General features: G+C 49.6%; 21 protein-coding genes. 7 read left to right on the top strand and 14 right to left on the bottom strand.

Annotated features, from left to right (window positions below; genetic code table 11):
* Nucleotides 1-31: 31 nt before the first annotated feature.
* A complete protein-coding gene (locus PGL02S_RS13715; protein WP_036643692.1) occupies nt 32-3,133 on the bottom strand; it encodes a DEAD/DEAH box helicase in 3,102 nt (1,033 codons plus the stop codon).
* Between the two features lie 347 nt (nt 3,134-3,480).
* On the opposite strand from PGL02S_RS13715, the gene PGL02S_RS13710 reads away from it, so the two are divergent.
* Nucleotides 3,481-3,696: a hypothetical protein gene (locus PGL02S_RS13710; RefSeq protein ID WP_006208063.1), complete on the top strand. Its 216-nt coding sequence runs from the start codon at nt 3,481-3,483 to the stop codon at nt 3,694-3,696.
* A 927-nt stretch (nt 3,697-4,623) separates the two neighbouring features.
* On the opposite strand, the gene PGL02S_RS13705 is transcribed toward PGL02S_RS13710, so the two are convergent.
* The 3 genes from PGL02S_RS13705 to PGL02S_RS13695 form a co-directional block, all read right to left on the bottom strand.
* The gene (locus tag PGL02S_RS13705; protein WP_006208061.1) at nt 4,624-5,913 is read right to left on the bottom strand and encodes an ABC transporter substrate-binding protein; all 1,290 of its coding nucleotides are present in this window, start codon (nt 5,911-5,913) and stop codon (nt 4,624-4,626) included.
* Nucleotides 5,914-6,062: 149 nt separating this feature from the next.
* Nucleotides 6,063-6,899 (bottom strand): carbohydrate ABC transporter permease, encoded by an 837-nt coding sequence (locus tag PGL02S_RS13700; RefSeq protein WP_006208060.1) that lies wholly within the window; start codon nt 6,897-6,899, stop codon nt 6,063-6,065.
* Nucleotides 6,899-7,780, bottom strand: coding sequence for a carbohydrate ABC transporter permease (locus PGL02S_RS13695; RefSeq protein ID WP_006208059.1), 882 nt, complete (start codon nt 7,778-7,780; stop codon nt 6,899-6,901). The genes PGL02S_RS13700 and PGL02S_RS13695 overlap by 1 nt, the downstream gene beginning before the upstream one ends.
* A 164-nt stretch (nt 7,781-7,944) precedes the next feature.
* On the opposite strand from PGL02S_RS13695, the gene PGL02S_RS13690 reads away from it, so the two are divergent.
* From PGL02S_RS13690 to PGL02S_RS13680, 3 genes are all read left to right on the top strand, one after another.
* A complete protein-coding gene (locus PGL02S_RS13690; RefSeq protein ID WP_006208058.1) occupies nt 7,945-9,729 on the top strand; it encodes a sensor histidine kinase in 1,785 nt (594 codons plus the stop codon).
* Nucleotide 9,730: 1 nt separating this feature from the next.
* Nucleotides 9,731-11,347: a response regulator gene (locus PGL02S_RS13685; RefSeq protein ID WP_036643694.1), complete on the top strand. Its 1,617-nt coding sequence runs from the start codon at nt 9,731-9,733 to the stop codon at nt 11,345-11,347.
* 96 nt (nt 11,348-11,443) lie between these two features.
* The gene (locus PGL02S_RS13680; RefSeq protein ID WP_036643697.1) at nt 11,444-12,208 is read left to right on the top strand and encodes a membrane protein; all 765 of its coding nucleotides are present in this window, start codon (nt 11,444-11,446) and stop codon (nt 12,206-12,208) included.
* A gap of 111 nt (nt 12,209-12,319) precedes the next feature.
* Here PGL02S_RS13680 and PGL02S_RS13675 read toward each other — a convergent pair whose 3' ends face one another.
* The 9 genes from PGL02S_RS13675 to PGL02S_RS13635 all read right to left on the bottom strand — a co-directional run bounded on the left by PGL02S_RS13675 (nt 12,320) and on the right by PGL02S_RS13635 (nt 19,396).
* Nucleotides 12,320-13,363, bottom strand: coding sequence for a serine hydrolase domain-containing protein (locus tag PGL02S_RS13675; RefSeq protein ID WP_255308632.1), 1,044 nt, complete (start codon nt 13,361-13,363; stop codon nt 12,320-12,322).
* Between the two features lie 150 nt (nt 13,364-13,513).
* On the bottom strand, nt 13,514-13,894 hold the full coding sequence (locus tag PGL02S_RS13670) for a RidA family protein (protein WP_006208053.1): 381 nt from the start codon (nt 13,892-13,894) through the stop codon (nt 13,514-13,516).
* Between the two features lie 68 nt (nt 13,895-13,962).
* The gene (locus PGL02S_RS13665; protein ID WP_036643700.1) at nt 13,963-14,637 is read right to left on the bottom strand and encodes an NAD(P)H-binding protein; all 675 of its coding nucleotides are present in this window, start codon (nt 14,635-14,637) and stop codon (nt 13,963-13,965) included.
* Between the two features lie 75 nt (nt 14,638-14,712).
* Complete coding sequence (locus PGL02S_RS13660) at nt 14,713-15,972, bottom strand: MFS transporter (RefSeq protein WP_376166811.1); 1,260 nt, start codon at nt 15,970-15,972, stop codon at nt 14,713-14,715.
* 173 nt (nt 15,973-16,145) lie between these two features.
* Nucleotides 16,146-16,418 (bottom strand): hypothetical protein, encoded by a 273-nt coding sequence (locus PGL02S_RS13655; RefSeq protein WP_036643704.1) that lies wholly within the window; start codon nt 16,416-16,418, stop codon nt 16,146-16,148.
* Nucleotides 16,419-16,450: 32 nt separating this feature from the next.
* The gene (locus PGL02S_RS13650; RefSeq protein ID WP_006208049.1) at nt 16,451-16,654 is read right to left on the bottom strand and encodes a CsbD family protein; all 204 of its coding nucleotides are present in this window, start codon (nt 16,652-16,654) and stop codon (nt 16,451-16,453) included.
* A 257-nt stretch (nt 16,655-16,911) separates the two neighbouring features.
* Nucleotides 16,912-17,127: a twin-arginine translocase TatA/TatE family subunit gene (locus PGL02S_RS13645; protein ID WP_036643706.1), complete on the bottom strand. Its 216-nt coding sequence runs from the start codon at nt 17,125-17,127 to the stop codon at nt 16,912-16,914.
* Nucleotides 17,128-17,220: 93 nt separating this feature from the next.
* Nucleotides 17,221-17,766 (bottom strand): RidA family protein, encoded by a 546-nt coding sequence (locus PGL02S_RS13640; RefSeq protein WP_036643709.1) that lies wholly within the window; start codon nt 17,764-17,766, stop codon nt 17,221-17,223.
* Nucleotides 17,767-17,785: 19 nt separating this feature from the next.
* Complete coding sequence (locus tag PGL02S_RS13635) at nt 17,786-19,396, bottom strand: flavin monoamine oxidase family protein (RefSeq protein WP_081742865.1); 1,611 nt, start codon at nt 19,394-19,396, stop codon at nt 17,786-17,788.
* 281 nt (nt 19,397-19,677) lie between these two features.
* Here PGL02S_RS13635 and PGL02S_RS13630 point away from each other — a divergent pair, with 281 nt between their 5' ends.
* Nucleotides 19,678-19,923 (top strand): MerR family transcriptional regulator, encoded by a 246-nt coding sequence (locus tag PGL02S_RS13630; protein ID WP_006208045.1) that lies wholly within the window; start codon nt 19,678-19,680, stop codon nt 19,921-19,923.
* Between the two features lie 22 nt (nt 19,924-19,945).
* Entirely contained in the window at nt 19,946-20,713 is a 768-nt protein-coding gene (gene tatC, locus PGL02S_RS13625; protein ID WP_036643711.1) for a twin-arginine translocase subunit TatC, read from the top strand.
* A 179-nt stretch (nt 20,714-20,892) separates the two neighbouring features.
* Here tatC and PGL02S_RS13620 read toward each other — a convergent pair whose 3' ends face one another.
* Nucleotides 20,893-22,398, bottom strand: a complete 1,506-nt coding sequence (locus tag PGL02S_RS13620; RefSeq protein WP_006208042.1) for an HD-GYP domain-containing protein — start codon at nt 22,396-22,398, stop codon at nt 20,893-20,895.
* A 652-nt stretch (nt 22,399-23,050) separates the two neighbouring features.
* On the opposite strand from PGL02S_RS13620, the gene PGL02S_RS13615 reads away from it, so the two are divergent.
* A partial coding sequence (locus PGL02S_RS13615; protein ID WP_174806173.1) for a hypothetical protein occupies nt 23,051-26,311 on the top strand: 3,261 nt, incomplete at its 3' end.

The raw sequence follows: 26,311 nt of genomic DNA, 5'->3' as shown, positions 1-26,311 counted from the left end.
AGGCTGATTATTACGCTCTATTTAATCCAGGTTACATCCAATCCTGCTCCTGCAGCTCAATAAGCTGGCGGAGCTCGCCGTCTGACATTTCCGTCAGCCACGTTTCTCCTGATCCGACAACCTGTTCAGACAATGCCTTCTTCTGTTCAATCAGTTCATCGATGCGTTCCTCCAGCGTTCCTTGAGAAATCAGCTTATGCACCTGCACATTGCGATGCTGACCGATCCGGAATACACGGTCCGTTGCCTGATTCTCGACCGCCGGGTTCCACCATCGATCATAGTGGAGCACATGATTCGCACGGGTCAAATTCAAACCGACACCGCCGGCCTTCAGCGACAGAACAAAAAACTCCGGCCCTTCGCCTGCCTGAAATGCCCGGACCATCTCATCCCGTTCGCGTTTGGGTACCCCTCCATGAAGAAAATACGGTCGTTTCCCGTATTTGCGACCTAGCATGCTGACCAGCAGCTCCCCCATACCAACATACTGGGTAAAAATCAGCGCCGATTCGCCGACATCTGATATGCTGTCGAGAATCTCGAGCATGCGTTCCATCTTGCCGGAGGACTCTGCGCGTACCGCGCGGCCTTCATCCCGTCGAAGCAGCTGCGGATGATCACATATCTGCTTCAGCTTGGTGAGGGATGAGAGCACAAGCCCCTTGCGGGCCATGCCCGTCCGGCTCTCGATCTGCCCCATCATGTCATCGACGACCGCTTGATACATCGCACCCTGAACCTCGGTCAGCGGACAATATGATTTCAATTCGAGCTTCTCCGGCAGATCCTTGCGAATATCCGGATCACTTTTCAGTCTGCGCAGCATAAATGGAGAAACGAGTTTGTGAAGCTCACGGAATTTCTCCTGCTGTCCCTCGCCCGGCGCATAGCGCTGACGAAAGTTGTTAAACGATCCCAAATACCCCGGATTGAGAAAATGGAATATGGACCACAGTTCGGCCAACCGATTTTCCACCGGCGTTCCCGTCATCGCTATGCGATGAGGTGCAGACAATTTCATGACACTCTGTGCCTGCTTCGTACGATAATTCTTAATATATTGAGCTTCATCAAGCACCACACTCGACCACTGGATTGCGGATAAATCACTGCCGTCCCGGCCCGCCAAATGATACGTGGTCAGCACGACATCATGATCAGCTGCCTCCTTCAGGAAGTCTTCCCCGCGCAGACGGCGGACGCCATGGTGCACATGCAAGGTGAGACCGGGGGCGAACCGCTGAATTTCCCGCTGCCAATTGCCCAAGAGCGAAGTCGGACATATGATCAGCACCGGACCGCCTGCGGATTCGGTTTGAAGACGCTCAAGCAGGCAGGTAATGACCTGAACCGTTTTTCCAAGTCCCATATCATCCGCGAGGCAAACCCCGAATCCCAAATCGCGCATCACGCTAAGCCACTGATACCCCCGCTCCTGATACGGTCTTAATTCCCCGTGCAGCGAGGAAGGAATCGGCCGGGAAGGCAGCTTGCGAACCGTATCTCCATCCAACAAGGATGAGAGCAGTCCTGTCGTCTCCACTTCCTCGATGAACAAGCCCTTCCACAGGCGTTCCCCATCCATATCTGCGCTAAGATGCATCCATTCTGCAAGCTCCATCTCGCCCTTCTCATGGCGTTTCATGAAGCGTAACACCTGATGGATTTCCTTCAGATCGACCTCGACCCATTCACCGCGAAACTCCACATAAGGCAGATTCTGTTCGGCAAGAGACTTCAATTCTTCCCGTGTGAGGGATTGACCTCCCATCGCCGCCGATATCTGAAAGCTGACCAGATGTTCCATGCCCAGTACAGGGAGGGGATGCGCTTCGCCAGGCAGCCTGGCCTCGGGCATCATTTTGAGAGATAAGCCGACGCGGCGCCGGCCTTCCCGGCTCCAGCGAGACGGCATTTGAACCGTGATACCGCTTGCCGTTAGCTTGGGAACCGACTCCTTCATAAACGTGGACAAGCGCTCGAGCGTAAGTGTTACGCTATCCGGAGCGTGTCCATACAAGCCTTCGGCCAGCTCAGGCGCCAGCTCTGCGGCTTCTCCCAGCTTCATTAACAGCTGGAGCTGAATCGAAGTATACATACGGCCGCGGATCACTTGATCCGGCTCCGGGTTCCCCCAGATGCTGCGAACAGGCATTAATAAACCTTCGTCCTCCTGGCTGCGTACCCAGAAGGAAACCTTCCAGTCCTTCCGGCTGTCTTCGAGCGGCGGCTCGAGCCGGAGTCCAAGCGCGAACGTTCCGTTCTCGGGAGTCTGACCCTCCCCTGTAGGGTAAGGGAACACCGTTCCCCCAACACGTTCTACTGCTTCCTCCAGTTCACTGACTTCCTCCGCCGTGCCTTGAATGGGAATATCCCGGCTGACCGTCAGCAGACCGTTCCACCACAGCTCAGCCAGCGGAGATTGTCCCCGCCGGTAGTTCGCCAGATAGGTCCGCAGCTTATCCTCCGAATCCTGGACAGCGACTCTGGCCTGGCTGTCGATGATTCCGCACAGGAAGGAATACAGCACAATGGCCCCTGCTTCCTCCCGGGTAGATGGATCGCTCCCGGCAAGAGCAGCTGGCGTCCCAATCCCGATGGGCGGAATATTCGCCGCAAGCAACAAAAAGCGCGAAGTATCCTCCGCAGACAACTGCGGCTTCCATACTGCTTTTATATTCTGCATCGTTGTCCGGCGCCTTCCTGCTGAAGGCACCTCCGCTGTACCCGGTGCAAACTTCCCTTGCAGGAGCAGCTCCAATGCAAACCTGCTGGCTTGTACCCAATACTCCATCTCTTCACCGATAGTCAGACCCTGAGCCTGATAATACTCGGTGTCCAGTGAGAGAAGCATCTGAAATGCGTCTCCCGGTGTGAGTGCGAGCCCTTCCATTGTCCGTCCGCCAAGCGTCTTCCGTTCCGGACGCCGCGTGCTTTTCGATCCGAGGACTTTGGACGGATATCTGAGCTCGGCAAGCCGGAGGGAAGCGTTAGCAAAGGGACGGGTTCCATCCGGTCTGTGAAAGGTACGGACCACGCGGCTCCATGCATCCACTCTGGGCTCCGAAGTCTCACCGGAAAAACAAAAGAATACGTCACCTAACCATACGCCATAGAGCGGTTGATTCATCGTTGTCTCCCGTCTTTTCCTGCTTTATAGATATTATTACTATCTTATACGATAGCTGCATAATTTCAAAACGATCAGGAATTTTACTTACTCTAAAATAACATCATCCTTTATCATACCATGTATTGGCTATTGCGTTGTGATCTATGTATTGCAGAATTCTTCTATTATATAGGTTCAGGAAATATCCTAATTATATAAGTTTGTGAAAAACCCGCCTTCTTATACAATACAGATACCCTCATCATCAAAAGGCAGGATTTCGAATCGCGGGTAATTTTATGCGACCCCTTTTGCCTGACACTCGTATGTAGATCATACTTTTTCAATTTTGGGAGGTTATTCATATGAGCAGTGTTGCTGGTGTCGGCATATTCGGTATCGGAGCTATGCTGGTAATGTTATTATTCTTCGTTCTTCACATTGTCATCTGCGTATGGGGTTACAACGATGCCCGGCGGAAAGGCCGCAGCCCGGAGTTTGCGCTCCTTGTTGTGCTCGGATTACTGTTCTTCCCCGTTGTTGGTTTAATTATTTATTTACTGATTCGAAATCATTATTAACAATGCCACTTGATGACTTGGTTGGTGGTAGCTCCCCGCGCTTCCACCCTACCTGATCTGGCCATGCTCATTGGCTGTTAAGCTCTTAGATAGACGTAAGCTGCAACGGACCAAGAAGACGTTAATTCGTGAATAATGGCTCTCGTGAAATTCTAGCGGACCTAAGCGACGTTATTCCGGGTAAAAAGCGGCGTTTGAAGAGGAAAACAACACATTAACAGCTACTGAGTCCGTTAGAGCTTAAAAAAAGCCCAAAAGGGTGAAATAACGGCTAGGTGGTCCGTTAGCGTGGAAACAAACCAAAGGGATGGAATATGCCCGGCTAGATAGCACCGTAGTGTGGAAGCACACCAAGGTGATGGAATATGCCCGGCTAGATAGCACCGTAGCATGGAAGCAAACCAAGGTGATGGAATAAGCCCTGCTAGATAGCACCGTAGCGTGGAAACAAACCAAAGGGATGGAATAAGCCCGGCTAGATAGCACCGTAGCATGGAAGCAAACCAAGGTGATGGAATAAGCCCTGCTAGATAGCACCGTAGCGTGGAAGCAAACCAAGGTGATGGATTAACCCACCAGATAGTCCGTTAGTGTAGACTGCTTTTTAACTTCCACTACTGCGCACGCATGATCCTCTGCCAGTCAGTCAATGCGAGGGTCTTCATTCTTAATCAGATGCTGCTCGCTCGAATGAAACTTGATTACACATGCCATTGTGCTCAATAACCTAGCCCCGGGCTCAGGAATAGCCCCATTGTTACTCTAATTTTCATTCCCTCATATGCCGCTATTGGTGCAATCTTGTCCTTGACGCGTTTATTTTAGTTTTCTTCGCATCCAAAAACCAAAAAAAGGCGTTGCAGGGCTAAGCCCTGCAACGCCTTTTCAATGGATTTAACCCTCAATGACACAAGGTCATCGTCATTATTACTTCGCTTTCAGGCTTTCCCACGATTTCTGAATGCCTTCAAACAATTGATTCTTGTCCACATTGCCAGCTACGTATCCCTGCATCTGGCTTCCAAACTCATTCATGCCGCCATCCGGGAATTTATTGAACTCCCAGCTGAGGGCTTTGTTCTCTTGGCTGTATTTCATCACATCGTTACCCAGGTCGCCAAGCGTCTCGCTGTTCGCTTCAATGCTTGTCAGTGCCGGAATGAATTTAAATTCTTCCGTAATGTAACGTTTACCTGTCTCGGAAGTCACGAGCCAGTTCAAGAATTCTTTGGCTTCATCCTTCACTTTGGACTTATTGTTCACTACCCAGTTGTTCGGCACGCCGATTGGGAGTTTATCGTTCTCTTCCGCATTATCGTTGATTGGCATTGGCAGAAGGCCAATGTTCAGATCCGGGTTGATTCCGTCGATTTGCACTTGCGTCCAGTTCCCGTTCTGCGTCATCGCTGCTTCGCCACTGGCAAAGGTTGTGATCTCTGTATTGTAGTCCGTTGTCAACGGGTTCTTCTGCCCATATTGAATCGTCAGGTCGAACAGACGCATCCATTCGTCAAATTTCGCGTTGCCTACCAGCTTCTCCGTACCTTCATTCAATCCTTTAACAAAAGCATTAGGATCTGGCTGATGCGCAAACGGAATGTTCAGCAAGTGGTTTGCCAAGATCCATGTTTCCTGGTAACCATTGGCGAATGGAGTAATGCCAGCCGCTTGCAGTTTTTTAGCCGCTTCCTCAAGCTCGGTAATGGTCTTAGGAAGCTCGGTGATTCCTGCTTTTTCAAACAGATCTTTGTTGTAGATGAACCCGTAACCCTCGATGGTCATGGGTTGACCGTACAATTTGCCGTCTTTGGTCATCGGCTCTTTAGCCACGTCAACAACGTCTTTCACCCACGGCTGATCTGACAAGTCTTCCACGTTCTCGAACCAAGTCTCAAGATCGCGATATCCGCCTACGTTGAAAATATCCGGCTCATCGCCAGAAGCGAATTTGGCCTTCAGTGCTGCACCATAGTCGGAGCCGCCACCAACCGTTTGAATGTCCAGCTTGATGCCGGGATGCTCTTTCTCATACTCGGCCTTCAGCTTGTTCAGAGCCTCGGCTATTTCTACTTTGAATTGGAAGATCTTAATCGTTTTTGTTCCACCCTCAGTTCCGCCTTCAGCGCCTTGATTCTCCTCTTTGTTGCCTCCGCACGCTGCAAGAAGCGTGGAGAAAGCCAGAACCATGACCAGGAGCAGCTTACTGTATTTCTTCATTGGTGAATCCTCCCTTTTGTCTTCTCTAATCAATTGGTTTACATCGCTTGATGATAGCGTTTACTTTTTCAGTATAATCAACCTTTTTTCGTAAGATCAGGTATTATATTGATCTATCAGGGGGAAGGAATTGACCGATTGACTCCCGCTTATCCCTTCACCGCTCCCTGCGTGATTCCCTCAATGATGTATTTCTGCATAGCCAGGAAGAAGATAATGACCGGCATGATCCCCAGCACAAGCGCCGGAAGCGCCAAATCCCACTGCTTTGTATATTGCCCAAAAAATGCGAAAGTAGCAATCGGAATGGTCCGGAGCTCCGCGGACTGCAGAATCAGGGATGGAAGCAGGTAGTCATTCCAAATCCACAAGGTATTCAGAATGATGACTGTAACAAACATCGGTTTCATCAACGGAAACACAACCCGGAAGAATACCCCATAGCCGCTCGCTCCATCCACCGTTGCGGCTTCTTCAATCTCTACGGGGATCGACTTCACAAATCCATGGAACAGGAAGACACTCAGCGGGACCCCGAATCCAAGGTAACAGATAATCAAGCCGTACAAGCTGTTATTAATGCCGAGCGTAGCCGTCACTTTCACGAGCGGGATCATGATCGACTGGAATGGAATAACCATGGCTGCAACAAACAAGGCAAACATGAGCTGATTAAAACGCGTGTTGCGGCGCACCATTTGATACGCAGTCATCGCGCTTAACATCGCCAGCAGCAGGTTGCTTACAACCGTAACGACCAGCGAGTTCCAGAAGGCCAGCGGAAAGTTAGTAATGTTCCATGCCCGTGAATAGTTACTCCATTCAAACGCGGTCGGAAGACCCGCGGAATCCGTCAACAACTCGCCAAAGGTTTTGACGGAGTTCACAAACAGGAAGTAGAACGGGACCAGGAAGAGCAGTGCCACGATGATCATAATGATCTCGGTGGCCAAGGTGTTCAGCCGGTATTTTTTCATAGTCTCCATTAAGCCTCAACCTCCTTGCTCTTGGTGAATCGAACCTGCAGACTCGTGATGATGGCAACCACGATGAAGAAGATGACCGCCTTCGCCGTTCCGAGTCCGAGACGGTTATTCGTGTATGCCTCGTTGTAAATATTCATGGCCACCGACTCCGTAGAGCCAAACGGTCCGCCCTTCGTTAGGGAAAGGTTCAGGTCAAACATCTTGAATGACCAGGAAATCGCCAGGAACAAACATACGGTAACAGCTGGCATCACCAGTGGTATAATGATCGATCGCAGCACTTGTCCTCTGCTTGCGCCATCAATCTCGGCAGCCTCCAGAATATCCTTGGGCACGTTGTTGAGCGAGGAAATGTAGATAACCATCAGATAGCCCGCCGTCTGCCATACGAAAACGATTACAATTGCCCAGAACGCAGTTCCTTTTGTTCCGAGCCATGGCAGGTTGAAGAATCCAAGATTCGTGGCATTACCGATAGCGGCAAACCCTTTTACAAAAATAAACTGCCAGATGAAACCAAGCAGCAAGCCGCCGATTACGTTAGGCATAAAGAAAATCGTCCGCAGCACATTCCGTGTCTTTAGCGGTTTGGTCAGGAAATACGCAAGTAAAAATCCGAGCAGATTCGTAAGGATGACACCCAGCACCGTAAATCGGGTAGTGAACCAGAAGGCATCACGGAATTTATCATCATTGGTAAAAATGGTAACAAAGTTATCAAAGCCGACCCAGTCGATTTTGCTTGACACGCCATTCCAGTTCGTGAAGGAATAATAAAGCCCCAGCAGGAATGGAATGATCATGATCAGGATGAAAAAAATAGTGGAGGGTCCCACGAAAAGAAACTGCTGAAGCAGCGCCGAAGATTTTTTTCGATTCATCCCTTGATCTCCCCTTTTCGTTAAGTTTGTTGTATGATGTATAGCCATTATGCGGTAACCTGTTAACAATAAACACGGAGAATCATGAACCGTTAGGTGTAAAATATTGACCATACGCGCTTATGCCCATTCGATCATATTCGATAATCCAGAGGTGATCCATCATGAAATATCGCAGCATCCAGACCCGTCTTATCCAGTTCATGCTTGCAGTCACAACCATTCCCCTCCTGCTGTCGCTCTTCATCACGTTTACGCATACACGTGAATCAGTGAAGGAACAGACAGTGAATGAAAATGTTCGGCTGATTTATCAAGGAGCTACCAACCTGATGAACTATTTACGCGGCATTGACCGGGCATCGCTCTCTGTATATTCCGATCCCCATTTTCTGCGCAACCTTGCCCTAGACCCCGATAATTACCGGGTAATTGCCGAGCTGTACGCAACCTTGCAGGCTATCCAAACCGGCACACAGGACGTCCATCAGATTTATCTTCATAACGATTTGACGGGACAGTCCACCCAAATATCAAGCAACCTGCCTCGCAGGGAATTTCGGCAGGCTCCTTACCGCACCATAGAGCAATTTGGTCAGGGCAATACCGCCATCGAGCCTGTACATCAGGTGCACAGTTACGGGTTTCCGCCGCGGCCCGCGGATATCCTGGATTTTGAGGTCATCACCTTCTATCGATCCATAACCAACGTACCGTCACCCGACCAATATGCCCTCATGGCCATTGATGTGAAACTTGACAGTATTTTGGCCATTTGCGATCAACTGTATGCTAAAGAAGAAGAACAGTTATACTTGATTGATGACAATGGCAGCATCATATATAGTCCGGATCCGGCACAAAGAGGCCAATATTTGAACGATCCGGAGCTGATGAATGTAATCGCTCAAGCGGACAAGGGATATTATGACGGCAACGATGCGATGATCATTTATGAAAAGCTTGATCTGCCTTATGCCCCCTGGACACTGGTGAAGCAGATTCCACACCAGACCCTGTACAAGAACTCAACGGAATTAACAAGCATCAACGCGATTATTGCAATATTCGCGCTATTGATTGTCATATTCGGTACGTTATGGATTTCTATTCGAATTACCAAGCCCATCAAGCAGCTCACAAGTTATATGAATCAAGTAAAAACAGGGCGGCTTGACGTGAATATCGATGTGACAAGTCCGGATGAGATCGGTGTTCTCTCCCGCCGCTTCCGGAACATGATGGATACTATCAACAACCTGATCCTTCGTGAATACAGACTGGAGATCGCCAATAAAACCAATCAGCTGAAAGCACTGCAGGCCCAGATTGATCCGCATTTTCTCTATAATTCGCTTCAATCCATCGGCACCTTGGCACTCCAGCATAATGTACCGCGAATTTATTCCCTGCTCTCTTCGCTGGCGAACATCATGCGTTATAACATGCGCAACAGCGAAGCCAAAGTAACATTGCAGGATGAAATCAATCATGTACGGCTCTATCTTGAGCTGCAGAAGCAGCGGTTCCGGGATCAACTGGAAGTGATATGGGAGCTTGATCCGGAGAGCCTAACAGCTCCGGTTCCGAAAATGATCCTGCAGCCGATTGTAGAGAATTATTTCAAACACGGCATGAATACCCATGCCGGGGTCGGCCTCGTATCGATTTCTTCCCGTATATCCGAGGATAGCCGCTTAATCGTTGTGATCGAAAATAATGGTTCCTCGATCGATGAGGAGGAGCTTGCCTTGATTCGGAGCAAACTCGCCGCCGCTTACGATCACTATGATCGTAACGACAACGGGAACGATTCTATCGGGCTGTTGAATGTATTGATGCGATTGAATCTCTACACCAACAACAATGCTGAATTAATAATAGAGAACGCGTTGCCACACGGCGTCATTGTTACGCTCAATATCAACGCATGGGAGAGTGAACAGTAGAATGAGAGTATTGATTGTAGATGACGAGCAGCATGTACGGGAAGCGATCGGGCTTCTGGCTGACTGGGAGCGGCATGGTATAACCGAAATCGATCAGGCCGCTGACGGCGAGGAAGCCGTGAGATTAATTGAGGAGACCAGCCCGCAAATTGTTATGACCGACATGCGAATGCCCCGTAAAAACGGACTGGAACTTCTGACCTGGCTGCATAGCACCAAACCGGACATCAAGGTGCTTGTCATTAGCGGCTATGACGATTTTGAATATGTACGACATACGATTCGCTCCGGAGGCATTGACTATATCCTGAAGCCCGTGGAGCCGGACAGCTTGAACGAGGCGTTAAGCAAAGCGGTGCATACCTGGCAGCTAGAGGAAGAGAAACGGCAGCGCATCACCACTCAAAATATTGAAATGAATCAGATGACCCCGTTCTATATGGACCGCCTACTTTCGGATCTCGTGAGCGGATACGGGAACAGGGAAAGCGTCGTCTCCCAATTACGGAATCGGATTAGGCTGCCCGAGGCCGGTACTGTATGCAATGTAGCGGTGCTCAGCGATGTTCAATTTGACGAAGCCTTGCTGTCGAAATTTCGCAACAGGCGGCACCTGCTCTCTTTCACGCTTATCAATATCTGCAATGAGCTGCTGAAGGATCAGGGGGTTGCCTTCAGACACAGCGATAAGCCCGGCGAAATCATCCTGCTCTGCTGGCATCCGAGGCTTCCCTTCAACGACCTGCTGGGGAGGATTAATGACGGCTTTTTCTCTACCCTTCGCAGGCGCTGCCATTTCGGTGCGGCGGAAGCAAGCGCCTTTCCCAATGATCTCCCGAAGGCTTATCAAAATGCCGTCCAAGCCTTGTTCAGCCGCAATCTGCTGACGGGAACATGCCGAATACACCGTGAACGCGCCGTCGACAGCGAAGGCTCACGGACGCTGCGGCTCTCTTCCTATGAGGAGAAGTTCAAGCTGGCCGCTCTTAGCGGAAGCAAGGAACGCATGGAAGCTGCCACGGAGGAATGGCTGCAGGATGTACGCGATCGGGATCTTGTATCCCCGGAGCATCTGCTCCGGTGGAATTCGGAATGGGACTGGATACAGTATCACTGGACAGAGAGTGAGGTGAAAAGCACGCAGGAGCCGATCGAAGACGCTGAAATCTCGCAGGATCTTCCATCCGCTCTGCCCTTTGGCGAGGAAGGAATGATCTGCTGGGATCGCTGGCGTGAACAGATCAGCGGCAGGCTGCATGCGGCATCCAGGGTGCTTACCCAGATCCATTCAAAGGATAACCATATCATCCATGACATCGCCCACTATCTGGAGCATCACTATCACGAGGAGATCTCGCTGCAGCAAATCGCGGGGAGATTCTTTCTGAGCAGGGAATACATTTCGCGCAAATTCAAACAGGAATTTGGCGTAACGCTATCCGATTTTCTCGGTCGGATTCGCATCAACAAAGCCAAGACGCTGCTGCTTAACCCCCAAATCCGGATTGCTCAAATCGCGGAGATGGTCGGTTATCAGGATGAGAAATATTTCAGTAAAGTGTTTAAAAAAATGGAAGGCTTCACGCCGAACGAATACCGTAAGAAGCATATGAATTAACGAGTTGCCTGCTGCCTCTCTCGGGAGGCACTGGCTCGATATCGATTCTTTTGGGTATATTCTATATATTCCAGACTGATACCAGGAGGAGATCGTATGTACCGCAACAATCCATACCGCTGGTGGAATCTTCTGTTTTTTGCCGGGGTTATCACCGTGAATGTGTTATCGGGAATTCTGCCGCTTGGCGGCAGAACAACCGGGGAAATATCGGATATGTATTATACGGCGATCACTCCCGCGGGTTATGCCTTTACGATATGGTCCGTCATCTATGTGCTGCTGCTCTTTTTTGTCATCTACCAGCTGCGCCGTGATACCGGAACCCGGGATACTGTCAGATCCATCGGACCATGGTTTATACTAAGCTGCGTCTTCAATATGGCATGGCTGGTATTGTGGCATTATCTGTATATCGAGTGGTCTGTCATTGTGATGTTATTGCTGCTGTTAACCTTATGGGTACTCTATGTCCGCACGCACTCCATAAGCTATCCAGCAACAGGGGAGAAGCTGTTTCTCCAATTACCGTTCAGCCTTTATATCGGATGGGTGTGTCCTGCCTTTATCGTGAATGTTGCAATCGTGATTCAGAAGAATGGCTGGAGCTTTCTGGGTCTGAATGAGACCCCCTTGGGGATTGTCCTGCTCTGTATCGGGGCTCTGCTCGCCATTCTCATCGGCCTCCGTTACCGTGACAGTATCGTACCGATGGTCTTTACGTGGGCATATATCGCCATCGCTGCCGAGCATCGGGAGACGGACGCCATCTTGATGACAGCCTTTATCCTTTCTGTTGTCTTGTTCGTATATGCCGTATGGCTCTTCTTTACACGAAACCGGAGAAGGTCACGGTATTAAGTGAACCCCCCTCGCTAAGCAGTTAAAGCGTCTTGCTACCAATAAATCGAGGGGAAGTGTCATAACTTGGGTTGAATTGATCAAGCCAAGGGGATTTCCATTTCGAGAGACCTATTCAAGCGATCTTAGAATTTCTCCAATAATCCCCTTGGATTGATGAACACCGGAATCGATGTTTGTCATAATGATGCTGCCCTTGCCTTGATACGGCTTCGCTGTCAACAGGCATTGGAATCCCACACCCCAACCAAGTGACGATATTTCAACTTCCTGCTCACTCCCATCCAGAAAAACTCCAAGCCCTGTCCAGTCTCTGCCACCTTGAGGAGTAATCCATTCTTTTGCCTTGCCCTCAGAAATCCCTAGTATACTCTTGCTCTTCAACGAATTCATCAATTCGATCACCAGAACGGCCAGATCGGCTGGCGTGGTCCAAAGCCCTGAAGCTGCTGGGTATGGATACATGGGGTACTTGCCTTCAACTAATCTCCCGTTTTTGTGGTGACCGCATGACAGCTGTCCATTCATTGATTTGTAGGAAGACGGATTCATTTTACTGTTTCTGATATGTAAAGGAGCAAATATAAGTTCATCTAACAGTACCTGAAACGGCTTTCCAGATACGTCCTCTATTACTTGTTGGATGATGCAGAAACCTGTATCGGAGTAAGCAAATTCACTACCAGGCTCATACGTGACATTAATCGCTTCTCTGCAATAGGCTGACCTTCCCTCTAACAGTTCCACCACTGAAGGTGAACCCTGTACGGAATTCCACACACCAAAACTATTTTCAGGATCCAAGATCCCTGATTGATGACTGAGTAATGTTCGAAGGGTCACTTTATGATGTTGCGTACATTCGCTCTCAGGAACCTTCCAGGAAGAGAGTTTAACATTAACATCTTCATCTATATCCACAATTCCTTGATCAGCCAACTTCAACACGAGCATGGATGTAACAAATTTACTAATGGAGCAAGCGTTAAACATAGAATGGCTAGTTACCCTGCGATCGGTTCCCGCTTCCAGAATACCGTAACCTTCCGTCATACGAATGTGACCCTCTTGAATTCTTGCCATACTCAATCCTGTCACCTGATATCGTTCCATCCATTCACGTATATTCCTGTTGATATCAGACCCCATTCCCATGGTATTCCCCCGTTCCATCTATCCTTTTACTAGATTCCTATCCATTATAGAACATATGTTCCTTAAAATCAATATTAATGGGAATTAATTCACAAAACCAAACAAATAGGAGCTCTGCCAAGGTAGGCAGAGCTCCTATCATAGAATTGCTTATTTCTTAACAGCGATAACTTCGATTTCAACCAGTCCGTCCTTCGGAAGACGGGCAACCTCCACGGCACTGCGGGCAGGATACGGCTCTGCGAAGAAACTGCCATACACTTCATTCACGGCGGCAAAATCATTCATATCCTTCAAGAACACAGTGGTTTTAACCACCTGTTCCAGGCTTGTCCCGGCCGCTTCAAGAATCGCCTTCACATTGCTAAGGGACAGCTTGGTTTGCTCCTGTACCCCTTCGCCGAATTCACCTGTCTCCGGGTTCAGACCAAGCTGGCCTGATGTATACACCAATCCGTTAATTTCAACAGCCTGGCTGTAAGGCCCAATGGCTCCTGGCGCTTGGTTCGTCGATATGATATTTTTACTCATCGTTCATCACCCTCTCTATGTATTCCTATCTGTGTACATTGTAATCTGCCACGGTGACTCTGGCAAATCTAATCAGCTGCCTCGCCAAGTACATGAATGACTTCATTGGTGTAGATATGATGGCCTTTCATATCTGTTAACCCTATGTTGACCATCGACTTGGCTACCTTTACCGCCGGAATGGCGCGGTATGGAGCGAGTTTCGGACCTCTGAACGCAAAATCGAAGGCTGTCATGAGAACCGAAGCGGCTCGCTCCCCAAACCGCTGCTCGGGCCTGTCACCCAGCAATAATGACGGTCTGAACAGATGCAGTCCTCGAAAACCGATCTCGCCCAATCTTTGTTCCGTTTCCCCCTTTGTCCGCAGATAGAAATTACGCACCTTCGGGTTGGCTCCAGCGGAGCTGACCGCCATAAACTGTCTTACGCCATGCCGCTTAGCCAGCTCTGCGGTTTTGATGACATAATCCACATCCACTTTGCGGAACTCCTGCTGGGAACCGGCCTTCTTAATCGTTGTCCCCAAACAGCAATACACGCTATGGACGCCGGAAAAAGCATCGCTGTATCGATCCAGCCGATCCCACTCCACCAGGATGGGCTTCAGCTTGGGATGTGTAACATCCGGAAGCCTTCGAACGAGCACGCGAACCTCGTCAAGCTCCTCACGGCGCAGCAGCTCGTCGGTTACCAATTGGCCTACAAGTCCCGTGGCTCCGACCACAAGGGCAATCATTCCCACCTCGAGTCTCCCTCCTTCCGTTCATGATATTAAATATAAATTACGTGAAGGATCTATCCGCAAATCGCCACTCTTCTATGGAGAACGAAGAACTCTCCGCCCAACCGTCAATGCAATCAGCACCATCAAGACGCCCACTGCGGTTTGAAATCCGTATTGAGATACCCAGTCCGGCGCATTTGCGATCCCTTTATATATAAAACCTCCCAGCACAGGGCCCAGGAAAGAAGTAAAACCCGTTATCGCCGAGTATACAGCAATAAACATCGGCCGTTCGCTTTTTGGCGTATCCCCAATCATAAAGTTGAAGGCCAGCTGGTTAAACCCGCCTACTCCGGCACCCAGCAGCATATGCGACAGCAGCAGCACCGGAATAACCGGCAGGACTGACAGCAGTCCCCATGACAAGCATGAGCCTGCAATAAGCGGCAGCGTCCAGTAGAGCAAGGTTCTGTTGCTAAAGCGCGCGTTCAAATTCCCCCACACATAGAAGCCGATCATCATGACCATGGTTTGTGCAACCGTCATGATGGAAACGACCGAATACGAAATATGCAGAACATCTAGCATGGCGTATGAATATAGCGGGACAATCAGCGTCTGCAGAAACAACCAGGCTGCCAGAAATAACGTTGACCTGATGAAGGTGGAGTCCGCAAGTGGCTTTCGGATCATCGCTTTAAACTGACGCTCACTCGAATGCTCGAATGGAGGGTCCGGATACAAGAAGAATAGGGACAAGTTCGCGGAAATTGCAATCCATGAAATGATAAACAGAATCAGGAAGCCCTCGCTGCCAGGATAACGGTCCAGGATCACCCCCCCGACAAACAGGGTCAAGGCCCCCAGCGCATTCAAAATCGTATTGCGTATGCCAAAATAACGTCCCCGCACCTTCGCTGGCACCATATCGCTAATAAGCGAAGTCCAGAGTACGCCGGATACGGTATTGGCTATAAAGGCGGCCATGTACAAAACCATAAACACCGGAATCCACCAGCGTTCCGGGAACATAAACGGAATAACGCCTGTGGCCCCCCATAAGATGCGGTGCACAAAGACGAATACAATCATGGCCTTCTTGCGGTATTGCAGGCGCTGGATCAGGTACGCTACTAGAATCTGAAGCACGTTGAACAGCGTTGTGACGGCGAGAACGAATCCAACCTCGCTGGACTCCGCGCCCAAGAACAATAAGTACCCTGTAAGAAAAGGCCCTCCCAGCAGCGTCTGCAATATGATCGCCGGGACCCCTTCCCATGTTGCCGCTATCAAATTTCTGCGCTGGTATGAAACCTGTTTACGCGGCTTGTGAATAACCTGGACAGCCTTGATGATGATGCACTCCTTCGATGTCTTAGAATGGGCTGATCAAACTTCCTTTTGACCTCATTCTACACCGCATTACACCTAAGTCAATATGACTTTTCAAATATAAAACTCACATGATTTTCTTCATGCCTAAGGGCTGGATACCCCGGCTTAAGAAGACACAAAAAGAGTGCAAATCAGGCACGATTTGCACTCTTTTTCCAAGCGGTTATGAAACTGGTCAACGGTTTCCATTCCCTGCGGAGCCAGCCGGATGATTCGGCAGTTTCCTCCGCCATAAGCCCCGCGGGGGAAAACGCCTGCTGACTGTCTTTGACAGGGAGAGCTTCCTCGTTCATCATCTCATAGTATCCCAAATGATAGGTGCTGACCATGTCTCCGTGTAAGGTAAACGCTTTGCCGTCACGAATATCAATCAATTTGCCGGTCACAACCCGGGATTCCAGCATGATCATTCCGCCTCCCTTATCATCTGAATAGACTAGTCACGGAACCTTGTACTCCAATCTGTATATTCACGCTCTGCGTCATCTTTCGAGTGACCGTAGCGTTCCTGTATCTTACCTACCAACTTGTCCTTTTCTCCGGCAATCACGTCGAGGTCGTCATCGGTCAATTTGCCCCATTGCTTCTTCGCTTCGCCCTTCATCTGCTTCCATTTCCCTTTAAATACGTTGCTATCCATAAATATCAGCTCCTCTTAGAGTAATGAATGATGAATTCTATAATTGCCTGTACTTGTGTATACCCGTCACGAGTTTCTCTGAATCCTGGCAAAGGATGTCATGCGCAGATTCTTCCTCCTTCTTTCTCCGGTGGCCTGCAATTGTGAAGATATAGAAAAGCTGCCACCGTGGATCTCGACAGATCCACGGGACAGTTATTTTCACACCTGCCTATCCAAGTTCTCATTGTTACTCAGGTACCGGATTCTACCGCCTATCATCCTTTCAATTTAATGACCGATGCCTCCCGTTCTCTCTCTTTGTCCTTCTCTTCTTCTTTATCATCGCCAACAAGCTCTCTTGCGGAAGCTTTGAATTCGAACAATGTACGGCCTACCGCCCGGCCAAGTTCCGGCAGCTTCGAAGGCCCGAACAGAATGAGGACGACAACCAAGATCATCATTAACCCGACAAAGCCGACATTCTGGAACATATGGACTCAACTCCTCTAATTAAGTAATGGTGAGTCTGTTTGACTCCTAAGCGCTGGAATTGTTATTTCGGTTTTTTCCAACTATCCTGCTCCCTATTTCTTCTTACTCGGAAACACGGCTACCGCCTCAATCTCAATCAACCAATCGGAATTAACGAGACTGGCTACTCCTACGGTGGAACGAGCAGGCTTAACCGGATTCTCCTTCGTATTAAAGAATTGGCCGTAAGCATCAAACCAGCCGGTATAATCAACACTTCCATTCTTGGCTGCATCCGGGGTCAAGTACACCCTCAGATAAACAACATCCTTCATTGTCAGTCCCTGCTCCTTCAGCTGCTTCTCAATCTCCTTCAGGATGCCGATCCCCTGGGTTTTGGTGTCGCCATAACGTTCGTACACCGATTTGCCATCCTTGTTCAACATAGGGGGCACTGTCCCGCTGGTATAGAGGTAAGAAGACCCTTCCGGCACAATTACCCCGCTTGAGATAGAAGAAGTAGGACTGCCGTAAAATTTAGGGGCGGGCGCTGCCTTGGATGGCTTCTTATGGACAGTGGCACTGTCTGCATACGCAGTGACGCTTACGGCACTGAACAACATGACCAGAGCCAGTAACGTCTTCCATTGGTTATTCATTGAATAGTCTCCCTTCAATTTAGGCTTTCATGACACGCTTATGGATATCGGTTACGACCTCACGCGCAGACTCGATGGCTCCTGCCTGCCAGGCCGTGATATAACTGATGTGCTCCCCTGCCAGATAAACGCGGTTATCCGGCTTGCACAAGGTAGGATAGTAGGTTTTCCTGTCGTTGGCGGAATAGGACACCCAGCCCCCTTCCTGGTACTTGGTCTTCTTCCAGTCGATGGAGTAGGAAGCCTCGAACTCCTTCGGATACTGCGGATGGATTTTGGCCCCTTGCGTCAGCGCTAGTCTCTCGCGCTCTGCGTACGACATGCCCCCAAGTTTGTCGGCAGTCCCCCCGTATGCATAGTAGCCGAGCAGAATTCCCTTTTTCCCGAAATAATCGGTCGGAGGATAGTAGATTTGCGTAATATCCATATTCGTGAGGCTGCTGCCGCCGTAGAGATCATCGTCTTCCTCCCAGAATCGCCGCTTGAACTGCAGACCGATTTTACCCGCGGAGGCGTATCCGACACTGCTGATGGCCTTGGACATCTCCGGCGAGAAGTCTGCCGGAATCTTCTTTAGTACCGTCAGCGGTATGGTACAGATACAGTAATCCCCTCGGAGCTCCTGCTCTTTGCCGGAATTGCCGTCCTTATACACGATCCGCACCCCCGAGGAGGATTGGCGAATCTCCTTCACCTCTGCCTTGAACTTGATTCGGTTGCCAACCCGCTTCTCAAATGCCTTCACGATAGCATCCATACCGCCGACCGGATGAAACATCATCATCTGCTGGTCATAACTGTACTCATTGCTGAAATATTTACCGAAACCTGAATGAAGGATGGCCTTCAGATCGAACGGATCCCGGAGAACCCCCGCATCCAGCCGGCTTCCCGGCTCATCCTTGTAACCGCCGCGTTCCGATCCCTTATAGAACAGGTCCGGATTCAGGTCTCCCTCGGCCTTCAGATAATCTACGAGCTTCAGCTTCTCTTCCGCCGTAAGCGGCAGATCCAGCGCGTTTTGATTCACCGCTTTGGCAAGCATCTCGGCAACATAACCGCGAACATCTGCCTTGGCCGCACGTTTAGGGACCCGCTGCCCGGATAACGCGCCAACGTTCTCGTTATAGTAATAGCCACTCTCATTCACATTGTTGAAGGGCTCGATGGCCACACCAAACTTCTTGCAATAATCAAGCGTGACATGAAACTGCGGGATCCGCATCGGGCCTGCATTGAAATAAAGTCCGTTATCAAAGCGGGAGGTCTGGCGACCTGAACCAATCTCCGCCACAGAGGTCCCTTTGCGGATTGTCCAGTTACGACCACCGGCGAATTCCTTCGCTTCCAGAATCGTACAGTCATAGCCTGCCAGCCCAAGCTCATAGGCTGCCGTTAAACCCGCTATCCCTGCTCCAAGAATGATGATTTTTTTGCCTCCACGGCCGCTAAGATTTAAGTCATTCTTACCGGGAGGCGTATATTCCGCTGCTTTCAACGTTTCAGGCGATAGGAGCCCCATCGTACCCATTAGACTTAAGACGGCAACAGATCCTCCCACTTTGCCAACGGTCGTCAGAAATTGTCTCCGGGTCATCTCTTTTTCTTTTGGTTGTTCTTTTGTAGCCACCCTCGTTCACTCCTTCGCTAGTTGTGCTGGATTGGATTCATGAGCCGATCTTAGCAAAGAAACCAAACTTTGACGCAAATTTTGTTAGGAATCCTTACATTGTTTTTTTATTTTTGAAAAAAGATTGCTTTTTTCACTTCTTTTTCATAAAATCATGTCATAAATCCTTCCAAACGAAATGCAATTGCCCAATTATTACCGTTTTATCTTCTTTCAGTTTTAATCCCAAGCCATTCAACAAAAGCTCAGGGTTAATAATACTTACATAGGAGGTAAAGATCATGGAGAGTAAGGTGATGAGTATTGGGGTGGTTTGCGAACTGACTGGATTGACGGAACGACAAATTCGGTATTACGAGGAACGGAAGCTTGTTTTTCCGGAGCGTACCAAAGGAGGGAATCGCCGATATTCTTTTGAGGATGTGGAGAGCATCCAGGAAATTCATCGAAAAATGCAGGAGGGATTTAATACGTTTGAACTCAAGGAATTGAAGAAAAAACAGCGATGCACACCCATCTTCCGATGATGAACAAGGAGTGATCAAGACTATGGAGATCAAGAACACCATGACGATGCTGGAACATATCGCCGAGTTAAGGAAACGGATCCTGCAGGTGGCCGCCGTTTTTATACTTAGCATGGTCATCGGACTGATTGCCGCGCCTTACGTCTTATCAGTGCTAAAGCATCATTCGCCGGCATTTCAGGTAACCTGGAATGTATTCTCACCCTGGGACGGCCTGCGCATCTATATGAGCATCGGTATCGTCTTGTCGCTGCTGCCCACCCTGCCGTTTGCCCTGTATCAAATATGGCTGTTCGTTAACCAGGGACTGAACAACCGCGAGCAGAAAGCGGCACTCCGGTTCATCCCCTTCTCCGCCTTATGCTTCATCATAGGAGTAAGCTTTGCTTATTTTGTGGTTTTTCCCATGAGTCTTGCCTTTACAACGGGAATCAACAGTCAGATGGAGCTGGTGGAAACATATGGCGTCTCCCAGTACTTCGGGTTTATGTTCAATATTATGATCCCACTGTCACTGGCCTTCGAGCTGCCGGTTGTCGTCCTGTTCCTGACCCGGATCGGATTATTAAGCCCGGCTATCCTGCACACCATGCGGAGGTATGCCTATGTCATCCTGGTGATCATTGCAGCACTGATCTCCCCGCCTGATCTCGTCTCCCACCTCATGGTTGCTATCCCCCTGATTGGCTTGTACGAGATCAGTACATGGCTGGCAAGCTGGATGCACCGCAAGCAAAAGCATGCTGAAAGCGTTGAAACGGAGATAGACGCAGCGAACCAGATGATATGACGCTTGTGAGCCAATACGGGAGACACATCCTATGTTAACGCGCCTTGCTGCTGGTCCTGAGTCCAGGGAGGACAGTCTCAATCACATTGACATCACAAAAAGGAGGCCGTTTACCTAAAGGTAACGGTCTCCTTTTTTTAGAAGCCAACGAAAACAAGTCTTGCGTTCTCCGCTTGCCCTTAACGGATTGAAATAACCTTCTTCTCCGTTTTCATATATTTAACGAACATGCCCGCATAATCAGGATCCCACTGGGTCCCCCTGCCAGCCTCCAGTATGTTCAAGGCATCCACGGACTTCATGCCGCTGCGGTACGGTCGATCAGAGGTCATCGCATCATAAGCATCAGCCACCGCAATGATCCGGCCAAACAGCGGGATTTCTTTCCCCTTCAGCCCGTCAGGGTAACCGGCTCCGTCGTACCGCTCGTGATGGGAACGCACCCCTTCCAAATAAGGGGCCATGGCGTCAGCCGGCTCGATCTGCAGCAGAATGTTCTCTCCTTGTGCCGGATGGGCTTTCACTTGATCGAATTCCTCTGCCGTCAGCTTTCCTTCCTTCAACAGAATATTGTCGCGGACCCCGATTTTTCCGATATCATGCAGCAGTGCCGTCTTATGCAGGATATCGACCTCCTTTTCGCTCAAACCAGCCAGACGGCCGATTAACACCGAATATTCCGCTACCCGAAGCGAATGTCCCGCCGTATAGGGGTCTCTTGCATCAAGCGCCGCTGCCAAGGCGGCAAAATAGCTGTCCAACAGCTTGCGGTTTCGCTCTTCCCGCACCTGAAGCCCTCGAACCATCATATTAAACCCTGCAATCAAGTTGGAAAATTCATCGGAATACAGATTGGAGGTCTGAATGAGGCGGCCTTCCTTAATCTCATTCATTGCCCTATACAACTGCCGGATCGGGCGCTGTAAATCCTGAGTCAACAGCCAGGCGCCAACATAAGCAAAGCCTACGCCCAGCAGCAAAATGAATCCTGCCCATCCCCAGTACTGCTGGGCTATGATCTGACTGAGCCCCTCCAGCCGAATCTGGACCGCGAGACTGAACAGAAACAAGGGAAAGGTACCGATCAGCATCGTACTCAGCAGAAATTTGGTTCGAATTGCCATGAATACATGGCCTTCCAATGAAAAATCCACACCATAACGAGACAACGCCTGCCGCCTGATCTCCTTGATTAACGGACGGATTGCAGCTATCGTCAGAAAAAATTCAATCATTGCATGACAGCTGGCAAGGAGAATAGCTCCAAGACAAGCCAGCCATATGTAAAAAGGGGGAAAGTTCAGCTTCCCCTGCTCCATCATCCAAACAGTAAGTACTATGGCCGGAAGGGATAAACCCAATAAATGAGGACCGAATATGCGATATACTGCCATTCGCGGCATCCGATGAACGCTCAAATATGCTTTTTCCAACACTTCCAGATCGATGTTGTCTTCATCAAATCCCGCATGAATCGGTCGTAAGTGCCTAAGAAAAATTGTCAGCTCTGATGCAATCATAACCATAAACGAAATAGCGAGAATGATCATAAGACGTGCGCCTTCCTCGAACGGGATGTCCAAGGTCGTAACCATCAATACGCCACCCACAACAAGCACAGCTGCAGAGGACCCAATCATATAGTTCCGGATGAGCTGCTTAAGAAAAGACTTATACAGTTGCATGGTACGCCTACTTTCGTTGACAGATAATAAATATCGGCGAGGCATATTCATTGTAAATCAGAACTTATTCGACATTATGCTACAATTTTAAGAGGGCATCAGCGGAATTTGCAAGAAAAATTTGTTAATATGAATATCGTTGGAAATCGGAAAAAAATCAAGCGCTTTTACACAACATTCTAATACATGTTTGAATATCTTTGCTTATTAGAACATACTATGATATAATAAGTAATTGTTACATGAAGTTTAACCCCGTTAGTTCCTCGAAACATGGTTATTTACATCTCTGTTGAAGTGAAAATTCCTATTTTAATGACCCTAAGAGTAAGAGTTTTATGGAACGTTTTTCTGATTCACACTGGAGCGGTCATCGGAGCCGCAAGGACGAAAGAGAGGCAGGGCTTTTGTTGTTTTAGAATGATTCTTGAAGAAACTTCAAATACGGAACCAACTGTGCAGCCAGCCCATACTGGCCGTCAGGGGTTAAATTTTATATGCGCATTTAGCGCCAAATCAAGGACTCGGCCTTTGCCGGGTCCTTTTCCATGCCTCCCTTCGCACGCCCTTTTCGAATACCGAAAGACAGTGACAGCCGCCTAAACGGCTGCATATGATACCGAAGACGATCATTCGGAAGGAGCGTGTTGTTTTGAAAAAAAAGAAGAAAAGCGCTGTGTTTTCAACTGCCCAGTCCTACATGATAGATCCCAATACAAGAGAGCTTGACCTGCTGGAGCGCACGAAAGAGCACAGTCACCATAAGGAAACCGACAGAGAGGCCCACATTCTATCATCGGCTCCTGTTGCGGATCTGGAAGAGAATGCCGTTGGCATTAGCGAATTGCAGCAAACGAACGAAACCATGGACGAAGACATAATCAACCAGGTTATATCGGACCAAAATTCCCTTTTGCAAACTGCCCCAGATTCAGATTCGACCAATGAAACCTCTGCCTTCGATCTAGCATCACAAGCTGTCGATTCCAGCAATCCTGCTGCTTCGGATGTCGATCTCAGTTCTCCTGCAGTATCGGATGCCGAGCAAGTGCAGCTCATAACGGAAAAAGAAATGCCAGGAATCAAAGGAGCATTCATATTCACTGAAGATATTGGTGAATTTGCCATAACCGAAAACCGGATCGCTTCCAAAGCGGTCACAGCATCCAAACTGGCGCGCGCATCGGTGGGTCCCGAAGCTATCCAGGACCATAGCGTTACCAGCCTTCACCTGGCCGACGAAGCGGTGACCTCGGGTAAAATCGCGCCATTATCGGTCACGGGAGATCATCTGATGGATGGTATCTTATCCACGCGCAAGCTTCGGGACGGCTCTGTGAATGCCAGTAAAATCAAGGATAGCAGCATCACTTCACAGAAGCTGGCAGACCACGCTGTGACTGGCGATAAAATCGCGGATGGTGCCATATCTGCCCGTCACCTTGAGCAGCTTCTCATTACAACCGAACTGCTTGATAACCAAGCGGTTCACGGGGACAAAATCGCATCAAGCGCCGTGGAAACGCGCCATCTCGCGAATGAGACCGTGCACAACTCCAAGCTGGCCGACCTTGCGGTTACCTCTTCCAAAATCCGTGACGGTGCCGTCACCGGAAATAAAATTGCCAACGATGCCGTAAGTGGTTCCCACATCCTGCCGCAGAGCGTTGACAGTGAGCATCTGGCGAAGAAGGCTGTCACAGAAAAGCATATCGCACTCGGCAGCATTGGATCAGAGCAAATCGCGACTGGAGCTGTTAACGCTGCACATATCAAAGAAGGTTCGTTGAACGCCCGCCATCTGGAGGATGGAGCCATTGGATCAGAGCAAATCCAGCCGGGTGCCATAGGACCGGTCCAAATCAATAAAAACGCTGTATCTACCCTCCATCTGGCCGATTCCAGCGTAACCAGTTCCAAGCTCGCCGATCAGTCTGTTCATACGGCAAAGCTGGTTGAGCAAGCCGTTACGGCTTCGAAAATCGCGGATCAGAGCATTCTCCCGCACAAAATCGCCAATGAGGCTGTTCAAACCCGCCATCTGGCCAAGGGAGCTGTCGAATCCAGCCAGATTGCAGCAGCGGCTGTTCAAACCGAGCATTTTGCTGCACAGGCAGTGAATGCAGAGCATATTGCAAAGGGCAGTATCCTACCTCAGCATTTGGCTCCTCAAAGCGTGCCTGGCACTGCCATTCAGTCCAAAACGATAACGGACCAGCATCTGGCTGACGGAGCTATCGGGAAACGGCATCTTCAGGCGGCATCCGTCGAAGAAGATACGCTGGCACCCGAGAGCGTAACCAGCCAAAAGCTCGCGCTTGGTTCGGTTGGCGGGGCCATTATTGCACAGGATGGCGTGACCTCCAGCAATATTGCCAGCCAATCGATACAGCAGCAGCACTTGGCCGCAGGCAGCGTAGGTACGAGAGCCTTGCAAGAAGGGGCCGTTCACGAGTCCCACCTGGCTGAGAGTTCCATTGCAAGCCGTCATCTGCAGAAGGAAAGCGTACGGACAGAATCGCTCGGATTCGGCTCCGTAACGACAGATAAAATCGCGGCTGGCAGCATTCTGGAGTCCTCCATCGGCGATGGAGTTATTGCGCCTCGGCATTTGGGGGACCATGCAGTAACTTCTCTGAAGCTGTCTCCGGAAAGTGTATCCACGGATAAACTGACCGACCTTGCCGTAACGACATCCAAGCTTGCCGAGGGCAGCGTATCTGCTGGAAAAATTGCAGCACAAGCGGTTCAACCCATCCATCTGTCGCCTGATGCTGTAACCGCGGAAGCGATTCAGAATCAGGCTGTAACCTCAGATAAGATTGCACCGCAGGCCGTAGAGGGCGCCCATCTGGGACTGGAAACCATCTTGGGTAAACACATTGTGCAGGAAGCCATTCATGGTTATCACTTGAAAAAGAAATCCGTCACCTTAAGCCATCTGGCTGACGAAAGCCGTTCTGCAGAAGTGTTATTTGCCGATGCCAGCATTCCGGGCACTAAGCTTGAGTCACAGTCCATTACAGAAAACCACCTCTCGCCTTCATCGGTCTCGGGTACAACACTGCAAGCACATGCCGTGAGTGGCGACAAAATCAAACCTCTCTCCATCTCTGCTGTTCATCTGCAGGAGGCGAGTGTCCAGTCGGATCATCTGGGTGTGGAGATAATCAAGTCCCAGCATATTGACGAGGAATCTGTGACCGATCGCCATATTGCTTCCGGCTCCATCAACGCTGGGCATATTCAAGATGAGAGCATTGAGTCCGCGCATCTCACGAGAGGCGCTGTTCTCTCAGAGCATATTGCCGGAGAATCGATTGATGGCGGGCATCTCACCGAGGGTGCTGTTGGCTCCAGACATGTGGAATTGTTCTCGATTCAGAGCAATCACTTGGCTCCGTATTCCATCAACTCTGCACATCTCGGAAATCAGTCCGTCAGTCATGTCCACCTGCAGCCAGACAGCGTTGGAGTTGATCAATTGCAGCCAGGTGCTGTTAAATCTCGGCAGCTGGCCGAAGGCGCTGTTCTTCCGCATCACCTGCAAACCCATTGCATCGGTTCGCAGCATATCGAAGCAGGTGCGATCACAACAGAACTTCTGCAGGATGGCGGAATAACAGGAAGCAAGATTGCAGAGGCTTCCATCACCGGGGTACATGTTGCCGATGGCTCTCTTACTGGTACTCAAATTGCCAATAGTTCCCTTACCGGCGCTCAAATCGCTGACGGCTCCATCGGCAGCAGACATCTCGGCCCTAATGCCTTCGATAACTTCGTATTAGACGAAGGTTCTGTGACTGGGGACAAAATCGCCAAAGCTTCTATCACTGGGGCCCATGTGGCCGATGGCTCTCTTACTGGCACTCAAATTGCCAATAGTTCCCTGACAGGTGATCAAATCGCTGAT

The organism is Paenibacillus glucanolyticus NBRC 15330 (assembly GCF_004000885.1).
Classification (GTDB): domain Bacteria; phylum Bacillota; class Bacilli; order Paenibacillales; family Paenibacillaceae; genus Paenibacillus_AQ; species Paenibacillus_AQ glucanolyticus.
Note: the sequence above shows the minus strand (reverse complement) of the source record. Positions and strands in the feature narration are given on the sequence as shown.

Coding starts and splice junctions, on each gene's coding strand:
- PGL02S_RS13715 (WP_036643692.1), bottom strand. CDS start 3,133: ATGAATCAACCGCTCTATGGCGTATGGTTAGGTGACGTATTCTTTTGT.
- PGL02S_RS13710 (WP_006208063.1), top strand. CDS start 3,481: ATGAGCAGTGTTGCTGGTGTCGGCATATTCGGTATCGGAGCTATGCTG.
- PGL02S_RS13705 (WP_006208061.1), bottom strand. CDS start 5,913: ATGAAGAAATACAGTAAGCTGCTCCTGGTCATGGTTCTGGCTTTCTCC.
- PGL02S_RS13700 (WP_006208060.1), bottom strand. CDS start 6,899: ATGGAGACTATGAAAAAATACCGGCTGAACACCTTGGCCACCGAGATC.
- PGL02S_RS13695 (WP_006208059.1), bottom strand. CDS start 7,780: ATGAATCGAAAAAAATCTTCGGCGCTGCTTCAGCAGTTTCTTTTCGTG.
- PGL02S_RS13690 (WP_006208058.1), top strand. CDS start 7,945: ATGAAATATCGCAGCATCCAGACCCGTCTTATCCAGTTCATGCTTGCA.
- PGL02S_RS13685 (WP_036643694.1), top strand. CDS start 9,731: ATGAGAGTATTGATTGTAGATGACGAGCAGCATGTACGGGAAGCGATC.
- PGL02S_RS13680 (WP_036643697.1), top strand. CDS start 11,444: ATGTACCGCAACAATCCATACCGCTGGTGGAATCTTCTGTTTTTTGCC.
- PGL02S_RS13675 (WP_255308632.1), bottom strand. CDS start 13,363: ATGGGAATGGGGTCTGATATCAACAGGAATATACGTGAATGGATGGAA.
- PGL02S_RS13670 (WP_006208053.1), bottom strand. CDS start 13,894: ATGAGTAAAAATATCATATCGACGAACCAAGCGCCAGGAGCCATTGGG.
- PGL02S_RS13655 (WP_036643704.1), bottom strand. CDS start 16,418: ATGCTGGAATCCCGGGTTGTGACCGGCAAATTGATTGATATTCGTGAC.
- PGL02S_RS13650 (WP_006208049.1), bottom strand. CDS start 16,654: ATGGATAGCAACGTATTTAAAGGGAAATGGAAGCAGATGAAGGGCGAA.
- PGL02S_RS13645 (WP_036643706.1), bottom strand. CDS start 17,127: ATGTTCCAGAATGTCGGCTTTGTCGGGTTAATGATGATCTTGGTTGTC.
- PGL02S_RS13640 (WP_036643709.1), bottom strand. CDS start 17,766: ATGAATAACCAATGGAAGACGTTACTGGCTCTGGTCATGTTGTTCAGT.
- PGL02S_RS13630 (WP_006208045.1), top strand. CDS start 19,678: ATGGAGAGTAAGGTGATGAGTATTGGGGTGGTTTGCGAACTGACTGGA.
- tatC (WP_036643711.1), top strand. CDS start 19,946: ATGGAGATCAAGAACACCATGACGATGCTGGAACATATCGCCGAGTTA.
- PGL02S_RS13620 (WP_006208042.1), bottom strand. CDS start 22,398: ATGCAACTGTATAAGTCTTTTCTTAAGCAGCTCATCCGGAACTATATG.